This is a genomic window from Gammaproteobacteria bacterium (assembly GCA_024235095.1).
Taxonomy (GTDB): Bacteria; Pseudomonadota; Gammaproteobacteria; order Competibacterales; family Competibacteraceae; genus UBA2383.
The window spans coordinates 1,714,778-1,734,974 of record JACKNC010000001.1; the positions used below are offsets into that span (position 1 = coordinate 1,714,778).

12 protein-coding genes and 1 pseudogene are annotated in these 20,197 nt (G+C 56.2%); 9 read left to right on the plus strand and 4 right to left on the minus strand.

Annotation, left to right across the window (positions count from 1 at the left end):
• Positions 1-2: 2 nt before the first annotated feature.
• A complete protein-coding gene (locus H6973_07560) occupies positions 3-2,474 on the minus strand; it encodes an EAL domain-containing protein (protein ID MCP5125485.1) in 2,472 nt (823 codons plus the stop codon).
• A 102-nt stretch (positions 2,475-2,576) separates the two neighbouring features.
• A pseudogene (locus H6973_07565) lies at positions 2,577-3,751 on the minus strand (IS630 family transposase).
• A 163-nt stretch (positions 3,752-3,914) separates the two neighbouring features.
• On the opposite strand from H6973_07565, the gene H6973_07570 reads away from it, so the two are divergent.
• The 6 genes from H6973_07570 to pheA all read left to right on the plus strand — a co-directional run bounded on the left by H6973_07570 (position 3,915) and on the right by pheA (position 14,647).
• Positions 3,915-4,259: a phasin family protein gene (locus tag H6973_07570; protein ID MCP5125486.1), complete on the plus strand. Its 345-nt coding sequence runs from the start codon at positions 3,915-3,917 to the stop codon at positions 4,257-4,259.
• 302 nt (positions 4,260-4,561) lie between these two features.
• Positions 4,562-5,263 (plus strand): sel1 repeat family protein, encoded by a 702-nt coding sequence (locus H6973_07575; protein MCP5125487.1) that lies wholly within the window; start codon positions 4,562-4,564, stop codon positions 5,261-5,263.
• Between the two features lie 124 nt (positions 5,264-5,387).
• On the plus strand, positions 5,388-5,789 hold the full coding sequence (locus H6973_07580; protein MCP5125488.1) for a DUF4280 domain-containing protein: 402 nt from the start codon (positions 5,388-5,390) through the stop codon (positions 5,787-5,789).
• A 191-nt stretch (positions 5,790-5,980) separates the two neighbouring features.
• Entirely contained in the window at positions 5,981-9,253 is a 3,273-nt protein-coding gene (locus tag H6973_07585) for a methylmalonyl-CoA mutase family protein (GenBank protein MCP5125489.1), read from the plus strand.
• Between the two features lie 145 nt (positions 9,254-9,398).
• Positions 9,399-13,562, plus strand: coding sequence for a DNA gyrase subunit A (gene gyrA, locus H6973_07590; GenBank protein ID MCP5125490.1), 4,164 nt, complete (start codon positions 9,399-9,401; stop codon positions 13,560-13,562).
• Positions 13,559-14,647: a prephenate dehydratase gene (gene pheA, locus H6973_07595; protein MCP5125491.1), complete on the plus strand. Its 1,089-nt coding sequence runs from the start codon at positions 13,559-13,561 to the stop codon at positions 14,645-14,647. Before gyrA ends, pheA begins: the two co-directional genes overlap by 4 nt.
• Here the strand turns inward: pheA and H6973_07600 are convergent.
• Entirely contained in the window at positions 14,644-15,843 is a 1,200-nt protein-coding gene (locus H6973_07600) for an FAD-dependent oxidoreductase (GenBank protein MCP5125492.1), read from the minus strand. The genes pheA and H6973_07600 overlap by 4 nt on opposite strands.
• Positions 15,840-17,276, minus strand: a complete 1,437-nt coding sequence (hldE, locus tag H6973_07605; GenBank protein MCP5125493.1) for a bifunctional D-glycero-beta-D-manno-heptose-7-phosphate kinase/D-glycero-beta-D-manno-heptose 1-phosphate adenylyltransferase HldE — start codon at positions 17,274-17,276, stop codon at positions 15,840-15,842. Before hldE ends, H6973_07600 begins: the two co-directional genes overlap by 4 nt.
• Before the next feature lie 112 nt (positions 17,277-17,388).
• Here hldE and msbA point away from each other — a divergent pair, with 112 nt between their 5' ends.
• From msbA to H6973_07620, 3 genes are all read left to right on the plus strand, one after another.
• Entirely contained in the window at positions 17,389-19,146 is a 1,758-nt protein-coding gene (msbA, locus tag H6973_07610; protein ID MCP5125494.1) for a lipid A export permease/ATP-binding protein MsbA, read from the plus strand.
• A 71-nt stretch (positions 19,147-19,217) separates the two neighbouring features.
• Positions 19,218-19,418 (plus strand): hypothetical protein, encoded by a 201-nt coding sequence (locus tag H6973_07615; protein ID MCP5125495.1) that lies wholly within the window; start codon positions 19,218-19,220, stop codon positions 19,416-19,418.
• A 111-nt stretch (positions 19,419-19,529) separates the two neighbouring features.
• Entirely contained in the window at positions 19,530-20,057 is a 528-nt protein-coding gene (locus H6973_07620; GenBank protein ID MCP5125496.1) for a sel1 repeat family protein, read from the plus strand.
• Positions 20,058-20,197: the final 140 nt, after the last annotated feature.

Sequence of the window (20,197 nt, forward strand, 5' to 3'; positions counted from 1 at the left end):
CCTTACAACACCGTCTGATCGAAGTCGTAGCTCATGTCGGTATGGGGTCTCTGCAGGAAAAAGCCCTGGACATAGTTGATGCCGGACGACCAGAGCACTGGCAGGGTCATGGCGTCCTCAATGCTGGTTACGATGATCGTCATGCCCAAGGCGCTCAGGGTGCGCGCCAGCTGAGTGAGTTCCTCCTGGCGAGCCTTGTTATTGAGCAGGTCATCGGTAAACCGCGCGTCCAGCTTGATGTAGTCAGCCTGCAGAGTCTGAGCAAGCGCCTGGGAGTGTTCATGACCGCTAAAATGATCCAGGGAAACGCCACAACCCAGCTTTTTGAGTTCAAGCAGGAATGGCTGCAGAACGGGCTTATACACCTCAGCCGTGGTTTCGGTCATTTCAAATACCAGACTGGCCGCCGGAACCCCGGTTTTTTGCAACCCCCCCTGCAACCAGTGCAGAAACTCCTCATCCTGCAAAATAGTCGGGGAAATATTGATGAACAAGACCACCGACTGACCGCGCTTCTGCCGCTGGCGCAAGACTCGAATTGAATGCGCAATCACCCAACGATCGAGCACCATGCCAATCCGGTGGCGCTTGACCAGGCTAAATACTGTCTCTGGCAGAATTTCCCAGCCCTCATGATTACGCATCCGCAGTAACACTTCGTAGCGTTCGGTCGTATCGCCGCGCAGGCTGACAATCGGCTGGAATAGCAGGTTCATCCGCTGCTGCTGCACGGATTCGCGAATTTCATCCAGCAACCGGCGCTGCTGCGGGCTGGTCGTATCCTGTTCGACACTGCGGCCATGATGCACATGAATTCGAGTGTCCTTACCCTCTCGGGCCATGCCGCAAGCCAGATCCGCCTGTTGAATTAGCACCGCCGCCTCGCGCAAGGCGGGACCGGCAATGCTAATGCCAATGCTGGTGCGCAACTCAAAATTCCCATTGTTTAACCGATAGGGGTCGGTTTCCAATGCAGTTTGCACGGCTTGAGCCGTTGCAGGCAGCGCCTCCTGACCTGTAAACCCGAGCAGGACTGTGAAGACCGCATCGCTGAATCGTGCGGTGATCGCGTCAGTTCCCAGGGTGGTTTGCAGGCGTTTGGCGGCCTGCTCAACGACATCATCGGCCGCGGCCACATCGTGGCTTTCGAGTGATCGCAAGTTATCCAATGTAATTAACATTATGGCTGTTGATTGTGCATTGGCGTAGGTCGCAACCAGCGCCCGCTCCAGGTAGGCCAGAAAGTAGGGACGATTGTATAGACCGCTTACGGTATCCCGATGGCTGAGCTGGCTGAATTTGTAATGGAGGCCACGACCCTGTCGTAGCCGCTTGGCTACCGCAGTGGAAAGCAATTCCGGATTGGGGGGGTTGCCAAGCAACGCCTCGCCGCTGAGGTTCGTGGCGGACAGGCGCTGAGCCGTTTCCGGCTGCGCTGACATGAGCACGACTGGCAACTCGCGAAACAATTCATGTTGCCGGATGGCCTGAGCCAGACTCAGGCCATCCAGATCCTTTAGATCGAGACTCAGGATCAGGAGATTAGGTTGGAAATGGCGCAGCGCTGGCAAAACTTGCAGGGGTTGAGCCAGCACTTGGGTCGCCATGCCGCGAATTTCCAACCAGCGGGCGATTTCACGAGTAGCCGGCAGTTGATCGTCAACGATCAATACGCGCTGGCTCAAGGGTTTCAATACGCGCTCATCCAGCGCTTCCAGGAGCATGGGAATATCCACCGGCTTGGTAAAGTAGCCGGCGCCGCCTGCTTTGACTGCTTCAATTCGGGCAGTAATATCGCCGCGATCAGCCAGAAAGAACAACGGAATATCCGGCGTCAGCAACGACCGTAATTCCATGATCTCGCGGAAAGTGGTCTGCTGATCAGCGGCGTAATCCAGATCAACGATCAAAGCCGCCGGTTTTTCTGACTGTTCCAGCAGGGGGCGAACTTTGCTCAGATTCGCGAAAAACCGGGTCTGAAAACCACCTCGTTGCTCAAGTTTGCGTCCCAGGTCGTGCATCGGTTCCTGAGCCGTTAGCCAGAGCGCCGGCGGTGCAAACACAGGTGTGCCGGTCGAGGATGAAAGTCCGCGTCTACGACTGTTAATAAATAGTGGTGTGGTGATGGTCTCAATTGGGCGGTGGGTTTCCGGTTCGTTGGCGCGGGCGCTGCCCATGGGCGCCGCGCGACAGAGCGCATCCAGCACCGCCATCAACCGTTCCCGCTCGGCGCCTCTTGGCAGCTCGCCTTTCTCCAGACCGGCTTTGATCTGCTCTTCGAGCCGTCCGGCCAATGTCGTGATGCGGTGGCATTCCGGCAATGGGCGGGCCAGAGTCAGGATATCCTGGGCCGCCCGCAGCAATAGCACAAAGAATTCCTGGCTCCATTTAATGTAAACAAGCTTTTCGGCGAGATCACCGATGCGTTGTAACTTGCTGGTCAGCGCTTCTGGAAAAGCGGGTTTCGATTCCATGAGAGGTCCTGGCGACAGGCATGAAGCCATTATCAGCTCTTGATGAGCTACTTTATAGTTATTATATCGACTCAGTATGGATGTTTCAGATTTTCGAGCAGGCTAGTGGGCTGACACAGAAGTTTTGACAGGTTCAGAGGTTTCTAGGTCCACCGGGGTTTCAGAAGATTTCAAGGGAGGATAGAGGCGCTTGAGTTTGACCCGGGCCAAGTCGGTGCCGAACTGCCAGTGGATTTTGGTCTGACGTAGGTTGCGTGGGCCTTGCCAAGCGGCGATTTCCTTCCGCAAAGTTTCGAGGTTCGCAATGCGGCGATTCAAACACTGGCCGGCGAGAACAGCGAACTCACATTCCGCCATATTGAGCCAACTGCCATGCTTGGGGGTGTAATGAAATTCGAGCTTGCGGGTGATCCGGCGGGCTTCCTCTGGAGAAAAGACACTATACAAGGCCGCAGGAGTGTGGGTATTGAGGTTATCCACGACCAACCGGATTCGCTCCGCCTTCGGAAAGTACACATCAACGAGTTGCTGCATTTGCTGGGCAAAATCGCGTTTGGTGCGCTGTTTCGTGACATTAACATGACGCCACCCGCGCAAGGGTTGTACGAATAGAAATAAATTGGCGGTGCCTTCGCGTTTGTATTCACAGTCATAGCGCGCCGGTTGACCCGGGCGGGCGGGTTGAGGACAGCGGGTTTCGCTGGTCAATTGCACCGGACTTTCATCGAAGCACACTTGGGGGTATTGAGGATCATCGGGTTCGGCGTACAGGTCCAACACATCCTCCATATGCCAAACATAATCGGGACTGACACTGGGAATACACCATTCTTGACGTTGCCAGGGTTTGAGGTCGTTTTTTTAAGGATGCGCCGCACACTCTCACGGGAAATGGCTTCGATGGGCCGGAGTTCCATGAAGCGGTCCGCTAACAATTGGAGAGTCCACTGACAACGGCCAGCGGGCGGGGTACTACAGGCCAAGGCGACCAGAAAGGCGGCCTGTTTGCCGGTCAAGGCCGGGGGCAAACCGACTCGTGGCCGCTCGCTTAACGCCGCCAGCAACCCTTCGTCGACAAACCGTTGACGGGTACGATGAACGGTCGAAATCCCCAAGTGAAGGCTTTGGGCAATGGCCTCATCCGTCGCCCCTTCCGCAGCCTGCAGCAACACATGGGCACGGGCAACCTTGCGCGCCGCTGCCTTGCCTTTATGAATGACCTTCAGCAGGTCTTCCCGCTCCTCTTCAGTTAGATCAACCAGATACTTGTGGGCCATGGTGATTCCTCCTGTTGATCTCAACCATAGGGCACCCACCGCTACCTGTCAAAACTTCTGTGTCAGCCCACTAGCTGGGTATTTCGATATTGTGGTGGATGTTGCGATGCAACATATTTTCTGCTATAAATGAACTTTGTATGTCGTCAAAGGAGATAACATGATGAATAAAATACCTGTGGGGTTAGGTCAGCCGCTTAAGCCATTGATTGAGCCATTGACAAAGTTCAACCAGCTGATCAGTTCACAGATGGAGAAATGGGTCGCGCTGAACATGGACAGTTTGAAAGCCTATATGGATTTAGGTATGGCTCAGTTCAAGATCGTCTTGAAAGTCCATGACGCGCACAGCTTGAGTGAATTCGCGGACAGCCAGTTTGCGATGCTGAGCTTCGTAGGTCATCGTATGTTGGACGATAGCCGCGCGCTGAACGATTGGGGATCCGATTACTGTTATCAGGCTAACCGTCTCACGAGATCCAACTTGTTGAACCTCATACTCAAGTAGGAGCATCGATTTGCTTCAACCTCAGGCCGACTACAAAACGCCGCCATCAAGGCGGCGTTTTGCTTCCAGCTGTTTGAAATTTAGATGCTCAAGAGCGATTGGGTGGGTATAGTCCCTGTATTGACAAATTTTTGTTACAAAAAAACAGTAGCTTTTATTAAAAATAATACATAATGTTATATAATAAGTATGTTTAAATTCAAGAATTAACTGAAAACAGCTTTGCATTGAGACGGCTATAGACTACCTTGATACCAGTTTCATTTAGAGATTATGCATGATCTCAAATGGTGGATATCTCTATGGCGCTATTACACATGATATTAATTTTCCTGATTTTAATCACATTGCCTGCGTTAGGTCAGACGGATTACCTGGGCGGTATGGCTGCCTTCGCCCAGAATGATTATCAGACCGCATTCTCGGAATGGCGTCCACTGGCCGAAAGCGGTCAGGCCGATGCGCAATTTAACCTGGGCGTCCTGTATGACAAGGGATTGGGCGTTAAACAGGATCAGACGCAGGCTGCGGATTGGTATCGGCGCGCGGCTAAGCAAGGACACGCCCAGGCGCAATATAATCTGGCGGTGCTATATGCTAGCGGTTTGGGCGTTACGCAGAATTATGCTGAAGCTGCAAGCTGGTATCGGCAGGCAGCGCTCCAGAATCTGCGGGAAGCCCAGTTCAATCTGGGTGTACTCTATGAAAACGGCTTCGGGGTTAATCGGGATTATGCGGAAGCTGCACGCTGGTACCGGCGGGCGGCCGAGCAGGGGCATGTCGCAGCCCAGAACAATCTTGGCGTCTTGTATGTGCATGGGCAGGGCGTGCCCCGCGATCCGGTCATCGCCTACGCCTGGTATGAAATCGCCGCGGCGCGCGGTAACGCCAAGGCCCGCGCCAATCGGGATCAACTGATTCGCAACCTGGAGCTGGATCAGTTACGGGAAGGCCAACAACTGGCTGAAGAGTACGCCCAGCGCTACCGGACGCCATTGCCCTAAGTTTGATTCGCTATCTCTGTAAAGGGATACAAACCCAGAGGGCGCGGTCTCAATTCCTGGAAGTATTTTTTGGAATAAGCTATACAGAATCGGTGATTTTCTGTCTGCTGTTGGAGGTCCGTTCATGTCCATGCATGTTTGTAATGGCGCTATGTTGAAATGCATGTTCGCTGTGCCGCCGGGGATTAGCACACTTATCGTGCTCCCTATCAACAGAGTGATGACCAGCAATCAACCGGCGGCGAATATCATGGACAACAAACCCATCGTCAACATCCCGACTTTCGGGATGTGCATGTCGCCGACTAACCCTGCTTTTGTGTCTGCAACCGCCGCTGCCTTGGGAGTGCCCACGCCCGTGCCTTGTGTGCCGGCCACCCCCGCGCCCTGGATAACCGGAGCGCCGACCGTGATGTTGGGCAATATGCCGGCCTTGAACAATACCTCTGTGCTGGCCTGTGTCCTGGGCGCTCCGGGTTGCATCACGATTACTATGCCGGGTCAGTTTACTGAACAGATTCCCTAAGAGATCGCTGTTTCCTGTGGCGATCTTCCATAAATTATGGGAGTTTCTCCTCGATCCTGTCTGACTTCCGACTACGCGCTATTGCATCGGGAATTGAGTAGGATTGCATTGAGCATGACGACCAACAGACGCAGGGGCAAGCTCAAAGGTAAAAGGAGTATCATAGCGGCATAACAACCGAGGAGATTCCTATGTCCGCCGTGATCAGCCCACTGCGCCAACCCCTGCCTGGCGTCGACAAAGTTCACCCCCGCTACAAAGTCCGTTTCGTCACCGCCGCCAGCCTGTTCGACGGCCACGACGCTTCGATTAATATCATGCGCCGCATCCTGCAAGGCAGCGGCGCGGAGGTCATTCATCTCGGTCATAACCGGTCAGTCGACGACATCGTCACTGCTGCTTTGCAAGAAGACGCCCAGGGCATCGCCATCAGCTCCTACCAGGGCGGCCACGTCGAATTTTTCAAATATATGATCGATCTACTGCACGAGCGCGGTGGCGCCAACATTAAAGTCTTCGGCGGCGGCGGCGGCGTGATCGTGCCTGAAGAAATCCGCGAATTGCATGAATATGGCGTGACCCGCATCTTTTCCCCGGAAGACGGTCAGGCGATGGGTTTGCAAGGCATGATCGACCACATGATCACCGTGTGCGATACCGATCCCGCGCAACATGCACCGCAGACGCTCGACGGCGTTAAAGCGGGCGACTGGCGCGCTTTATCCAGAATCATTACCGCACTCGAAAACCAGGTTCTCACGCCAGCGTTGCGTCAACAACTCCTCAACGAAGCGCAGGCTCACACGGTTCCGGTGTTCGGCATTACCGGAACTGGCGGCTCCGGCAAATCCTCGCTAACCGATGAGCTGGTGCGGCGTTTCCGGCTCGATCAGGACGACCGGCTGAAAATCGCAGTGATCGCCGCCGATCCCTCGCGGCGCAAGACCGGCGGGGCGCTGCTCGGCGACCGCATCCGCATGAACGCCATCAACGGTCCAAATCTGTACATGCGCTCGCTGGCAACCCGCGCGACGGGCAGCGAGGTGCCGGAAACCTTGGGCGATATTTTGGCCGCCTGCAAACTGGCCGGCTTTGACCTGCTCATTGTGGAAACCTCCGGCATCGGCCAGGGCGACGCCGCCATCGTGCCGCTGGTGGATCGCTCGTTGTACGTGATGACCCCGGAATTCGGCGCGGCCTCGCAGCTGGAAAAGATCGATATGCTCGATTTCGCCGATGCGGTGGCGATCAACAAGTTCGACCGCAAGGGCGCAGAGGACGCGCTGCGCGACGTGCGCAAGCAGGTACAGCGCAATCATAAGGCGTTCGACCGCGCGCCGGACGACATGCCGGTGTATGGCACCATCGCCGCCCGGTTTAATGACGACGGCGTAACGGCGCTCTATCATGGTGTGACCCGCCTGCTGCGCGACAAAGGGTTAAAACTGGAGTCAGGCCGACTGGCCACCGTGGAAGACAAGGCGTCCAGCGGCAAAACGGTGATCGTGCCGGCGGCGCGCGCCCGCTATCTGGCGGAAATCGCCGACACGGTGCGCGGCTACCACAAACGGATCGAGGAGCAGGTCAAGCTGATCCGTCAGCGCCAGCAGTTGCAGGCGGTCCAGGCGCTGCTGCAAGCCGAGAACAAGACGGTCGCCGACCTGGGACCGTTGCTGGAGCGCGTGGAAGCCCAAATCGATCCTCATGCTCGCAAGCTGGTGGACATGTGGCCACAGGTGCGGGAAAGCTACCTGGGCGATGAATACGTCGTGAAAATTCGCGACAAGGAAATCCGCACACCGCTGACCCGCCGTTCTCTGTCCGGCACGCGCATTCCCAAGGTCGCCATTCCCCGTTTCGAGGAACACGGCGAACTGTTGCGCTGGATGATGCGCGAGAACATGCCGGGCAGTTTCCCCTATACCGCTGGAGTATTTGCGTTCAAGCGCGAAAATGAAGACCCGACGCGCATGTTCGCTGGCGAAGGCGACCCGTTCCGCACCAATCGCCGCTTCAAGAAACTGGCGGAACATGCTGAGGCAACCCGCTTATCGACAGCATTTGACTCGGTGACGCTCTATGGCTGCGATCCCGACGAGCGGCCCGACATCTACGGCAAGGTCGGCAACTCCGGGGTCTCCATCGCCACGCTGGACGATTTGAAAGTGCTGTATTCCGGCTTCGATCTGTGCTGCCCGACGACTTCAGTCTCCATGACCATCAACGGTCCGGCGCCGATCATTCTGGCCATGTTCTTTAATACCGCGTTCGATCAGCAAATTGAGAAGTTCGAGCGCGACAACCATCGTCCGCCAACCGACAACGAGATTGAGAAAATCCAGGAATGGGTGTTGGCGAACGTGCGCGGCACAGTGCAGGCTGATATTCTCAAAGAGGATCAAGGACAGAATACCTGTATCTTCTCTACCGAATTCGCGCTGAAGATGATGGGCGACATTCAGGAATACTTCGTCCACCACGGAGTCAGGAACTTCTACTCGGTATCGATCTCCGGCTATCACATCGCCGAGGCCGGGGCCAATCCCATTTCGCAACTGGCCTTCACCCTAGCCAATGGCTTCACCTATGTCGAAGCGTATCTAGCGCGCGGGATGCACATCGACGATTTCGCCCCGAATCTATCGTTCTTTTTCAGCAACGGTATGGACCCGGAATACTCGGTGATGGGCCGGGTGGCGCGGCGCATCTGGGCGGTCGCCATGCGCGACAAGTACAGCGCGAACGAGCGCAGCCAGAAATTGAAATATCACATCCAGACTTCGGGCCGGTCGCTCCATGCCCAGGAAATGGATTTCAACGACATCCGCACCACCTTGCAGGCGCTGATCGCCATCTACGACAACTGCAATTCCCTGCACACCAACGCCTATGATGAGGCGATCACCACACCCACCGAGGAATCAGTGCGCCGTGCTATGGCCGTGCAGTTGATCATTAACAAGGAATGGGGTCTGACGAAGAACGAGAACCCGAATCAGGGAGCGTTCATCATTGAGGAATTGACTGACCTGGTGGAAGAAGCGGTCTTGCAGGAATTCGAGCGTATCAGCGAGCGCGGCGGCGTGCTGGGCGCGATGGAAACCGGCTATCAGCGCAGCAAGATTCAGGAGGAATCGCTGTACTACGAAACCCTCAAGCATGACGGTTCATTACCCATTATTGGCGTCAACACCTTCCGCAATCCCAACGCCAAAGGCGATCAGCTCAAGATCGAGCTGGCCCGCTCCTCCGAGGAGGAGAAACAGAGCCAATTGCAACGCTTGCGGGTGTTCCAGGAACGCAACCGCCCGGACGGTGAGCGGCTGCTGGAGCGGCTGAAACAGGCGGCGATCAACAACGAGAATCTGTTCGCGGTGCTGGTCGGTGCCGTGCGCTACTGCTCGCTCGGGCAAATTACCAATGCGCTGTTCGAGGTCGGCGGGCAGTATCGGCGGAATATGTGAGGGAGTGTAAATTTTTCGGTAATGACGGTTATCTGTCGCTTTCTGCACCGAAATTCGACGCTGACCTAACCGCCGTTCGTGCTAGAATGCGTTTCTGCGCACGACTGCCCGGCCGGGCAGGGCCAGCGTTGCTCTGAGGTTGCTAATGACTGAAATTGCGAAAGAAATCCTGCCGGTTAATCTGGAAGACGAGATGCGTCAATCCTATCTCGATTACGCGATGAGCGTGATCGTCGGACGGGCGCTGCCGGATGTGCGCGATGGATTGAAACCGGTGCATCGGCGGGCATTATTCGCCATGAGCGAACTGGGCAATGACTGGAACAAACCGTATAAAAAATCGGCGCGCGTGGTTGGAGACGCTATCGGCAAATACCATCCACATGGCGATGTAGCCGTTTACGATACAATCGTGCGCATGGCGCAGCCCTTTTCCCTGCGTTATATGTTGGTGGATGGGCAGGGAAATTTTGGCTGTTTTACGGGCGATACCAAGATCAAGTTAGTTGATGGAAGCGAAAAGAGTTTCGCCGACCTGGCCCAATTGCCTTCAGATGAAGTTTTTTATGTATATGCGGTTGACAATAGTGGAAAAATTATCATTGCTGAAGGCCATTTTTCAAGAATTACACGCCGTCAAACACAGTTATTACAAATAATATTGGATACTGATGCAGTAATACACTGTACTCCTGATCACCGCTTTATGTTACGCGATGGAACATACAAAGAGGCCAAAGATCTGACGCCAGAAGATAGCTTGATGCCGGGAATTTTCGATACAGCCCCAATCAAGGAAGGCTTAAACGACTATTTGCGAGTATTTCAACCTAATTTAGGTGAATACCAGTTTGTGCATCACCTCGCCGATGAATTTAATGCTCATCGGGGGTTAGCTCCAAAATTGAATGGGCCATTTGTCCGTCACCATATTAACTTTAACCGGTGGGATAACACACCGTCTAATATTCAACGCTTGGCTTTTCTTGAACATTTGCATCTCCATGCAGCGCATATTGGTGAGTTATGGAATCAACCTGCTTTTCGCGAAGCACACAGAGAAGGTGTACAACGCTATTATGATGAAAATCCTGATGTCCGGGAAATACGTCGGCAACGTTTTATTGCACAAAACCAGGACGAGACTTTCCGCCAGCAAAATGGACCGCGTGTAGCAAAAAAACTTAAGGAGCTTTTTGCTGAAAATCCGCAACTCGGAAGGGCTATTTCTGATCGGATGCAACAACTGTGGCAAGATCCTGATTATCGGCTAAAGATGTCTGAGGCTTTAGCTGGGATTGAGAAAAGGCCGCTCTCACCAGAAGAAAAACTGCGTGTTGCAGAAATTATCTCACAGAAAAGTCGAGCCATGTGGAGCGATCCAGCTAAGCGGTTGGAGATTACAGAAGCCATCTGCCGTGCGCTATCCTCAGAACATATACGAGCCAAAATCAGTGAGCGGGTTCGCCAGAATTGGCAGAATCCTGATTATCGAGCAAAGTTTGGTGATTATCATTTTTCTGATATGGCTAAAACCCTATGGGAAAAACCCGAAGCCCTGGCCTTGCACCAGGAAAAGATCAGGCAACAATGGCAAGATACTAATTTTCGTGAAGCGCAAAGACAAGGCGTTCGACGCAGTAATATCTGTCGGTTACAAAAAAATCCCGATATGATGAAGGAAATTAACGAAAAGGCAGTATCTGCTCTGCACAAAAACTGGCAAAAACCAGAATATCGGCAACAGGTTGTGCGCCAGAAAATTGCTTGTTATATGCAGAGTCTTATAAACGCATTTCCTGACAAGGATATTACTCCAGATATCTACGAATCAGAGCGCTCTCAAAAATGGATTCCACGTTTGCAAAAAGCGCTGGAGTATTTTAGCAGTTTTGAAACAATGATTGAGGCTGGACGGAATTATAATCATCGCATCGTTTCTAAAAATATTCTTGATGAAGCTGCTGATGTTTATGATATTACAGTAGATAAGCATCATAATTTCCTTCTAGCATCAGGTGTTTTCGTCCATAACTCTGTCGACGGTGATTCACCTGCCGCCATGCGTTACACCGAAGTGCGTATGTCGCGCATTGCGCACGAATTACTGGCCGATATTGACAAGGAAACGGTCGATTTTGTCCCCAACTATGACGAATCGGAACGCGAACCCACGGTTTTCCCCACCCGTCTCCCCAATCTGTTGGTCAATGGCTCCTCGGGCATCGCCGTGGGCATGGCCACCAACATCCCCCCGCACAATCTGGGCGAAGTGGTCGACGCCTGTATTGCTCTAATCGACGATCCGGCGCTGACCATTGCCCAATTGATGCAACATCTACCGGGACCGGATTTCCCTACCGCTGGATTAATCAATGGGGTGAGCGGTATCCGCGACGCTTATGAGACGGGGCGCGGTCGGGTGCGGATGCGCGCCAGGACTGACATTGAAATCGACGAAGCAAAGGGTCGCCAGGCCATCATCGTCACCGAACTGCCCTACCAGGTGAACAAGGCTCGACTCATTGAAAAAATCGCTGAGCTGGTCAAGGAAAAGAAAATCGAGGGCATCAGCGAGCTACGCGACGAATCCGACAAAGACGGCCTGCGCATCTACATCGAACTGCGGCGTGGCGAAACTGCCGAAGTGGTGCTGAATAACCTGTTCCTGCACACCTCCCTGCAATGCGTGTTTGGGGTCAACATGGTCGCGCTGGTGGAAGGCCAGCCCCGGCTGTTGAACCTCAAACAGGTGCTGGAAGCCTTTCTGGCGCATCGCCGCGAAGTCATTGTGCGACGCACCGTATTCGATTTGCGCAAGGCCCGGGAGCGCGCCCATATCGTCGAAGGTCTCATGGTTGCGCTGGCTAATCTTGATCCTCTGATCGCCCTAATTCGTGCTGCCGCCGACTCTGCGGCCGCGCGCGCGGCGCTACTAGAGCGCGTCTGGGCACCGGGACTGGTGACCGAACTACTGGCGCAATCCGGAGCGGCTTTGTCGCGCCCGGAAGACTTGCCGGCAGAATTTGGACTCAGCGAAGCCGGTTACCGATTGTCTCCTGCGCAAGCCCAGGCGATTCTGGACTTGCGACTGCACCGGCTGACCGGTTTGGAACAACGCAAGTTACTGGACGAGTATCAAGAGCTGCTGCGTCGCATCGAGGACTATCTGGAAATTCTGACTGTGCCAGAGCGCCTGACCGCGGTAATCCGCGCAGAACTGACCGAGTTGCGCGCCCAATACAGCGACCCCCGCCGCACTGCGATCCTCCCGGATGAGCAGGATCTGAATCTGGAAGACCTGATCAACGAAGAGGCCATGGTAGTCACGTTGTCCCATGCCGGCTACGTCAAAGCGCAGCCATTGTCGCTGTACCGCGCGCAACGGCGCGGCGGGCGCGGGCGCGCAGCCACTACGATCCGCGAAGAGGACTTCATCGACAAGCTGTTCATCGCCAGTACGCATGACACCCTACTTTGCTTCTCCAACCGCGGCCGAGTCTACTGGAAAAAGGTTTACGAATTGCCGCAGGCGGGACGGATCGCGCGTGGGCGACCAATCATCAATTTGCTGCCGCTGGAGGAAGGCGAGCGCATTAATGCTGTATTGGCAGTACGGGAATTCAGCGAGGATCACTATGTGTTCTTTGCCACTACCAGCGGTACGGTCAAGAAAACCCCGTTGTCGGAGTATTCCCGGCCGCGCGCCAGCGGCATCATCGCCATTGACTTGCGTGATGGCGACCAATTGGTGAACGTAGCGCTGACCCACGGTCAATGCGACATCATGCTGTTCACCGATGCGGGCAAGGCGCTGCGTTTCGCCGAGACCGATGTGCGAAACACAGGGCGCTCGGCATGCGGGGTGCGCGGCATTCGGTTGGAGGATGGCCAGAAGGTCATCGCGTTAATCGTGATCGGGGAAGGCGCCGTGTTGACCGTCACCGAAAAAGGTTTTGGCAAGCGCACGCCGGTCGATGACTATCCCCGGAAGGGGCGCGGTGGTCAGGGCGTGATTTCGATTCAGACTTCCGAGCGCAATGGCCAGGTCACCGGCGCTGTTCAAGTGGAAAGCGACCAGGAGATCATGCTGATTACCGACGGCGGCACCCTGGTGCGCACTCCGGTTGAGGGCATTTCCCTGGTGGGCCGCAATACCCAGGGCGTCAAATTGATCAGTTTGCAAGGTCAGGAAAAACTGATTGGCGTGGAAAAGATCGAAAGCATTGGCGAAACCGACGTCAACAGCGATTTGCCGGCCAACGACGAAAGTGATGACGAGGGAACCGAAGGCGAAGAACCGGCATGAATAACGAAGCCGACCGCTTACAGGCGCTGCGCGAGCGTATCGATGCGCTGGACGGGCAGATTCAAACCCTGATCTCCGAACGGGCGCGCTGCGCGCAGCAAGTAGGCGCGATTAAACAAGCGGCGGGCGCTACCGGCAATTTCTACCGCCCGGAACGCGAGGCGCAGGTCTTGCGGCGAGTCATCGAGGCCAATCCGGGACCGTTAAGCAACGAGGAAATAGCTCGACTGTTTCGCGAGATCATGTCCGCCTGTCTGGCGCTGGAGGAGCCGCTGAAAATCGCCTTTCTCGGCCCGGAAGGCACTTTTACCCAAGCGGCGGCGCTCAAGCATTTCGGCAAGTCCATTCACAGCATTCCGCTGCGAGCTATTGATGAAGTGTTCCGTGAAGTGGAGGCCGGTTCCGCAGACTACGGCGTGGTGCCCGTGGAAAATTCCACCGAGGGCGTGGTCAATCACACCCTGGACATGTTTCTGCAATCGCCGCTGCGCATCTGTGGCGAGGTGCAGATGCGGATTAACCACCATCTGATCACTCGTGCGACCGCGCTGGGCGAAATTCACCGCATTTACTCCCATCGGCAGTCGCTGGCGCAATGCCGAGAATGGCTGGACCTTAATCTGCCGCGGATTGAGCAAATCGAGGTCAGCAGCAATGGCGAAGCCGCGTTGCGCGTGCGAGACGCGGCGGATACAGCGGCGATTGCCGGACAATGCGCAGCGGATATTTACCAATTGCCGACGCTGGTGCGAAATATTGAGGATGAACCGAACAACACCACCCGCTTCCTGATCATCGGCAGCCAACCGATTGCGCCCTCCGGCGATGACAAGACTGCGCTGCTGGTCGCTTCGCTCAATCGGCCCGGCGCATTGTTCAAGCTGCTGGAACCCCTGGCCCGCCATAACGTCAGCATGAATCGCATCGAATCGCGACCCTCGCGGCGCGGAATGTGGGATTATGTGTTTTTCATCGATCTGGACGGTCACGCGCAGGATGCACCGGTCGCGGGGGCGCTCGCCGAATTGCGCGACCAGGCCAGTTTATTTCGGGTGTTGGGGTCGTATCCGAAAGGCGTGCTTTAAGCGGTCCACTCCATTTCCTCCCGGTCCCAAGGATAAACGCCAATACCAGGGCGGGGCCATTCCGCCAAGGGACGCAAATCCACCGGATGCGGCTTCACCCCAAGCGTGGGCAACATTGCTTCAATCTGTTCCGCCAACAGCGGCGCCAGCGCCAGCTTGGTCGGCCAGGCGGCAATCACGCGCCCATCGCGGAACATCCCCGTTGTGGCGGGCCGTCCGCCATGAGACTGGTGCGCCTCGGCGCGCTGAATCGTGAAGGTAGCGAACTCCACCGCATTCCAGTCCGCCCAGGGCAACAGGGCCTGCAATTCCCGCCGGGCGGCGCGGATTTGCGCGCGCCGATCGCGGCGAACGCCTTCTTCCGCCAGTCCGCCGCCGAGATACCAGATCAATCGGCCACTGACATCGTAATGACTGGTCACGGTGAGCCGGGGAACCTCGCTGGCGCCCACGCAATGCGCATAGAGTGGCCCGGGAAGATTAACGCCACGCGCCATCACCATATGCAGGGGACGCAATTGCAACGTCGCCCACGGCAATCCGGCGTTGCCCGCTCCCGCGGTGAATACAGTCACTGACGGTCGGACAACCCATTGCAAGCGTTCGGGATGATGCAGAGTCAGATTGCCGTCGGCCTTGAGAATGGCGGGTCCCTGATTGCGCACGATGGCGTCCTGATAACGTTCGGCCAACACGTTCAGCACTGTGGCGACATCCAGAATCGGTTCATCCAGGCGGTACACGGCGCCGTGAAAATCAGGATGGCGCAAAACCGGTGGATAGTCGCTGGCGTCCATGCCGCCGCCGTTCGCCACCTTCTCGACCTGGCCGCGCATCAGCTTGCTGGCGAAGAAGGCGGCCAACCGTGAGGTCGGCGCACGGGTTGCCCAAAGGTATTGATGTTCGGCCAACAGCGCCGCGCCCCGCAAATCAATCTCATCCTCGCCGTTCAGACAGCGCCGCCATAACGCCGGCATCCCGGCCACTGCATCGGCGGTTGGACCCGCGTAGCCGCGCAGACCGTACTTGGCGCCGCCGTGAATGATGCCTTGGGCGCAAAGGGTCTGACCGGCCCCCAGCCGATCGCTCTCGATCAACAGCGCGCTATAGCCGTGTTGGCGCAATCGCGCTAACAGCCACAAGCCGGCAATGCCACCACCGATGATCGCGATATCGATGTTAAAGGTTGGATTCATGAGGCTCCCAATCGGTTAAGAATGCGGGCGATGGTGCCGGTGGTCGAGCAGCCTTCAATATAATCCATGACGACAACTTGGCCGCCTGACTCCCAAACGGCGTGGTTGCCAGCAATGTGCGCAGGGTCATTGTCGCCGCCTTTGACGAGATAGTCCGGTTGAATCGCGCCAATCAACCGTTCCGGCGTGTCCTCACTGAAAGACACCACCCAATCCACCACCGTCAGCCCCGCTAGAACCCGCATCCGTTGCCATAATGCGTTCACCGGTCGATCGGCACCCTTGAGCCGGCGCACCGATTCATCGGCGTTGACCGCGACGATCAGCCGATTGCCAAGGCGCTTGGCCTGCTCCAGATAAGTCACATGACCGGCATGCAGGATGTCGAAACAGCCGTTGGTCATCACAATGGTTTCCCCATGCGCCTTGGCGTCGGCGACCGCTTGCAGCAGTTGCGCTTCATCCACGATCCCGCGCGGTGGTTCATCATGCGCATATAGCGCCCGGCGCAGTTCAGAGACCGTGACGCTGGCCGCGCCCAGTTTGCCGACGACGATCCCGGCCGCCAGATTGGCTAACACCGTTGCCGCTGGCAGATTCAACCTCGCTGCCAGTCCGACTGCCAGAGTAGCGATCACGGTATCGCCCGCGCCGGTCACGTCATAAACCTCACGGGCGCGGGCCGCCAAATGTAAAGGTTCCGCGTCCTTTTGCAACAAGGTCATACCCTGTTCGCCCCGGGTGATCAACAGCGCCTCCAGTTCGAGTTCACTGCGGAGCATTTCTCCTTTGCCCACCAACTCCTGTTCATCGCGGCATAGACCCGCGACGGTTTCGAACTCGGCTAGATTCGGAGTGAGCAAGGTCGCGCCCCGGTAGCGGTTAAATTCCTGTCCTTTGGGATCGACCAGCACCGGCTTACTGGCGGTGCGGGCGCATTCAATACAGGTTTCGATTTGGCGTAATGCGCCTTTCCCATAGTCGGAGAGCACTACTACGTCCGTTTCCGGCAAACGGGCGGCGAACCGCTCGTGGAGCAGAGCGGGATTGAAATCAGGGAAGCCATCCTCGAAGTCAAGCCGCAACAATTGTTGATTGCGGCTCAGCACGCGCAGCTTGGTGATGGTCGTATGACCCGGTTGGCGAAGCAGATCGCAGGTGACGCCCAGCCGGTGCAATTTGGTTTCTAATAAGGTAGCGGCTTCGTCAGCGCCGGCCACGCCGAGTACGCGCACCTGACCGCCGAGGGTAGCGATGTTGACTGCGACGTTGGCCGCGCCGCCAGGCCGTTCTTCGACTGTCTCGACCTTGACTACCGGTACCGGCGCTTCCGGCGAGACGCGGGAGGTCAGACCATACCAGTAGCGGTCGAGCATCACGTCGCCGACAATCAGCACCCGGGCAGGTTCAAAATGGGGAATGTGCAGGGTCATGGGCGGATGAGAGGCTGCTTAATGAGAGCGGCATGATAGCATGGCTATAAATCGGATCAGGAATGAGGTGTTTATTTCAACCTCGAACCTGGCGCCTGGAACCTGGAACCCAATGAATAGTAGAGACCTTTATTTTCGGTTGTTGCGCTATGTCCGGCCCTACATCCGCATTTTCGCGCTGTCGATTCTCGGCACCGCCGCCGCCGCTGCGACCGAGCCGATGATTCCTGCCTTGATTAAGCCCTTGCTGGATGGCAGCTTTGTTGAAAAAGATCCCCACACTATCCGTCTGATGCCGGTGTTACTTATCGCGGTGTTCATTGTACGCGGCGTCACCGGCTTCATCGGTTCAGTCGGCATGCACTGGATCGCGCATCGAGTGGTCATGGATTTACGCGATGCGATGTTCAATCGCCTGCTCACGCTGCCAACCCGCTATTTTGACGACCACTCCGCAGGTAACCTGCTCTCCCGCCTGACCTACGATGTCAGCCAGGTGATGACCGCCACCACTCAGGCGCTGGTGACCTTAGTCAAAGATGGGCTGGCGGTCATTGGCCTGCTGGGCTGGATGTTGTATCTCAACTGGAAACTGTCGCTGATGGCGTTTCTCATTGCCCCCGGCATCGTGATCATTATCCGGGTGGTCAGCCGGCGGCTGCGGCGGCTGAGCCGGGAGTTGCAGGAATTGATGGGCGAGCTGACTCATGTCATCGACGAAGTCTTGCAAGGCCACAAGGTCATCAAAATCTTCGGCGGCCAGGATTATGAGCGGGAGCGCTTCCACCGCGTCAACAACCGGGTGCGCCAATTCAGCATGAAACTGGTGGCCGCCGCCGAAGCCAGCGGGCCTTTGGTGCAATTGCTGGCGGTGCTCGCCCTGGGTGCGGTGATCTATTTTGCTTCCCTGCAATCGATGGCCGACCAAATCACGGTGGGCGGCTTTGTCTCGCTGTTCGGAGCCATGGCCATGCTGCTGGCGCCGATCAAGCGCCTGACCAAGGTCAATGAGCAATTACAGCGCGGCCTGGCGGGAGCGGAAACCATTTTCGCCCTGCTGGATCAGCTGCCGGAACCGGATCATGGTCGGCAAACCCTCGGTCGTGCCCGGGGTGAAGTGCGTTTTCATCAGCTTAGCCACCGCTACCGGGACGAAGGTGCTGAGGTCATCGAGAATCTGAGCCTCGATGTACAACCGGGAGAAACCATTGCCTTAGTAGGACCTTCGGGCAGCGGCAAAACCACGCTGATGGCGCTCGTACCCCGGTTTTATGAACCTGCGGCGGGCGACATCCTGCTCGATGGCCTACCGATCCGTGAACTGCGGTTGGCCGATCTGCGCGCCAATATCGCCTATGTCAGCCAGGATATTGTCTTGTTCAACGACACGGTTGCCGCCAACATCGCCTATGGCGCAGGTTTTCAGGTCAGCGAAGCGCAGATCATTCAGGCTGCTGAGCATGCCCACGCCCTGGAATTTATCAACGAGCTGCCCGAGGGATTGCATACCCTGATCGGGGAGAACGGCGCGCGTCTGTCCGGCGGCCAGCGCCAGCGGATCGCCATCGCCCGCGCCCTGCTGAAAGACGCGCCGATTCTGATCCTGGACGAAGCGACCTCAGCGCTCGATACCCAGTCCGAACGCAAGGTTCAACAAGCGCTGGACGCTTTACGTCAGGGCCGCACCGCCTTTGTCATCGCCCATCGATTATCGACCATTGAGAACGCTGACCGTATCGTCGTCCTCAACCGAGGCCGCATTGTCGAAATAGGCCATCATACTGAATTGTTGGCAAATAATGAGCTTTACGCCAATCTTTACCGGATGCAGGCCGATGGCAATAGTACAACAAAGTTGCAAAATGAATAAAAATGATGTCAAATAGACAACAAGATTCTCTTCAACGATTGAAAACCTGGCGTGGTTCACGAAAACGGCTCATGCGCACTACCCCTATTGATGCTTCCAGAAAACTGGCTCCGCTCTTGCGCCAAGCCTTTCGGCAAGGTATCGAAGCAGCCAGCCGGGGCGAGGACCGCAATCCTTATGTCTCCAACAGTCACCTTTACCATGCCTGGATGGCGGGGTGGGCTTCGCTGGCCCGCGCCTGGAACAATAACGACGATCTGCGCTGGGCCTGAGTCGTTCATTGCCCGCCCTACGAAACCCATTCTGATGCAGGTTTTCCTTGATCTCCCCGAAAAGGGGCAAACCGTTTTCATCCATTCGTTGCGTGAGCGAGTATCCCCCGCATGAAAAAAGCGTTATTTCTGGCGTTAGCCGGCAGTTTGCTGAACGCTGCTCCGGTTTGGGCCGCTGAGGGCGACTGGGAGCAGGCCAAAATGGCCCACGAACGCGGCGATTACGCAGCCGAGATTGCGATTGTCCGGCCCCTCGCTGAACAAGGCTTCGCTTTTGCCCAGTTCAATATGGGCGTGCTTTACGACGAGGGCCACGGCGTGCCACTGGATGACCTGCAAGCGATGGACTGGTATCGCAAAGCTGCCGAGCAGGGCCTGCCACAGGCGCAGATTAACCTGGGTATCATGCATGAGCAGGGCGAGGGGGGGCCAGTGGATTACGTCCAAGCCTATTTCTGGTACGCCATGGCTAACAGTCAAGGTGACAGCCAAGCGCCCCAGGCCCTGCGGGAGATCAGCGAAAAAATGACTCCGGCCCAAATCGGGGAAGCCCAACACAAGGTCAGGGAATGGCAGGCGGCCCATACTTTTACCATTCCACCGCTGCCGGCGCTTGAATCCGAACCTGCGAATCATTGAAGCCTTCCCGGCGCGCAACGGACAAAAATAATCGTTGCCGGCGCTCATCGTCCGCTGGCGTGAGATTTGCTTAAAAACTTTAGCTATATCCAGCGCATCGTGTTGCAGTGCAGCGATTGCGGGGCAACCGCTACAGTCGC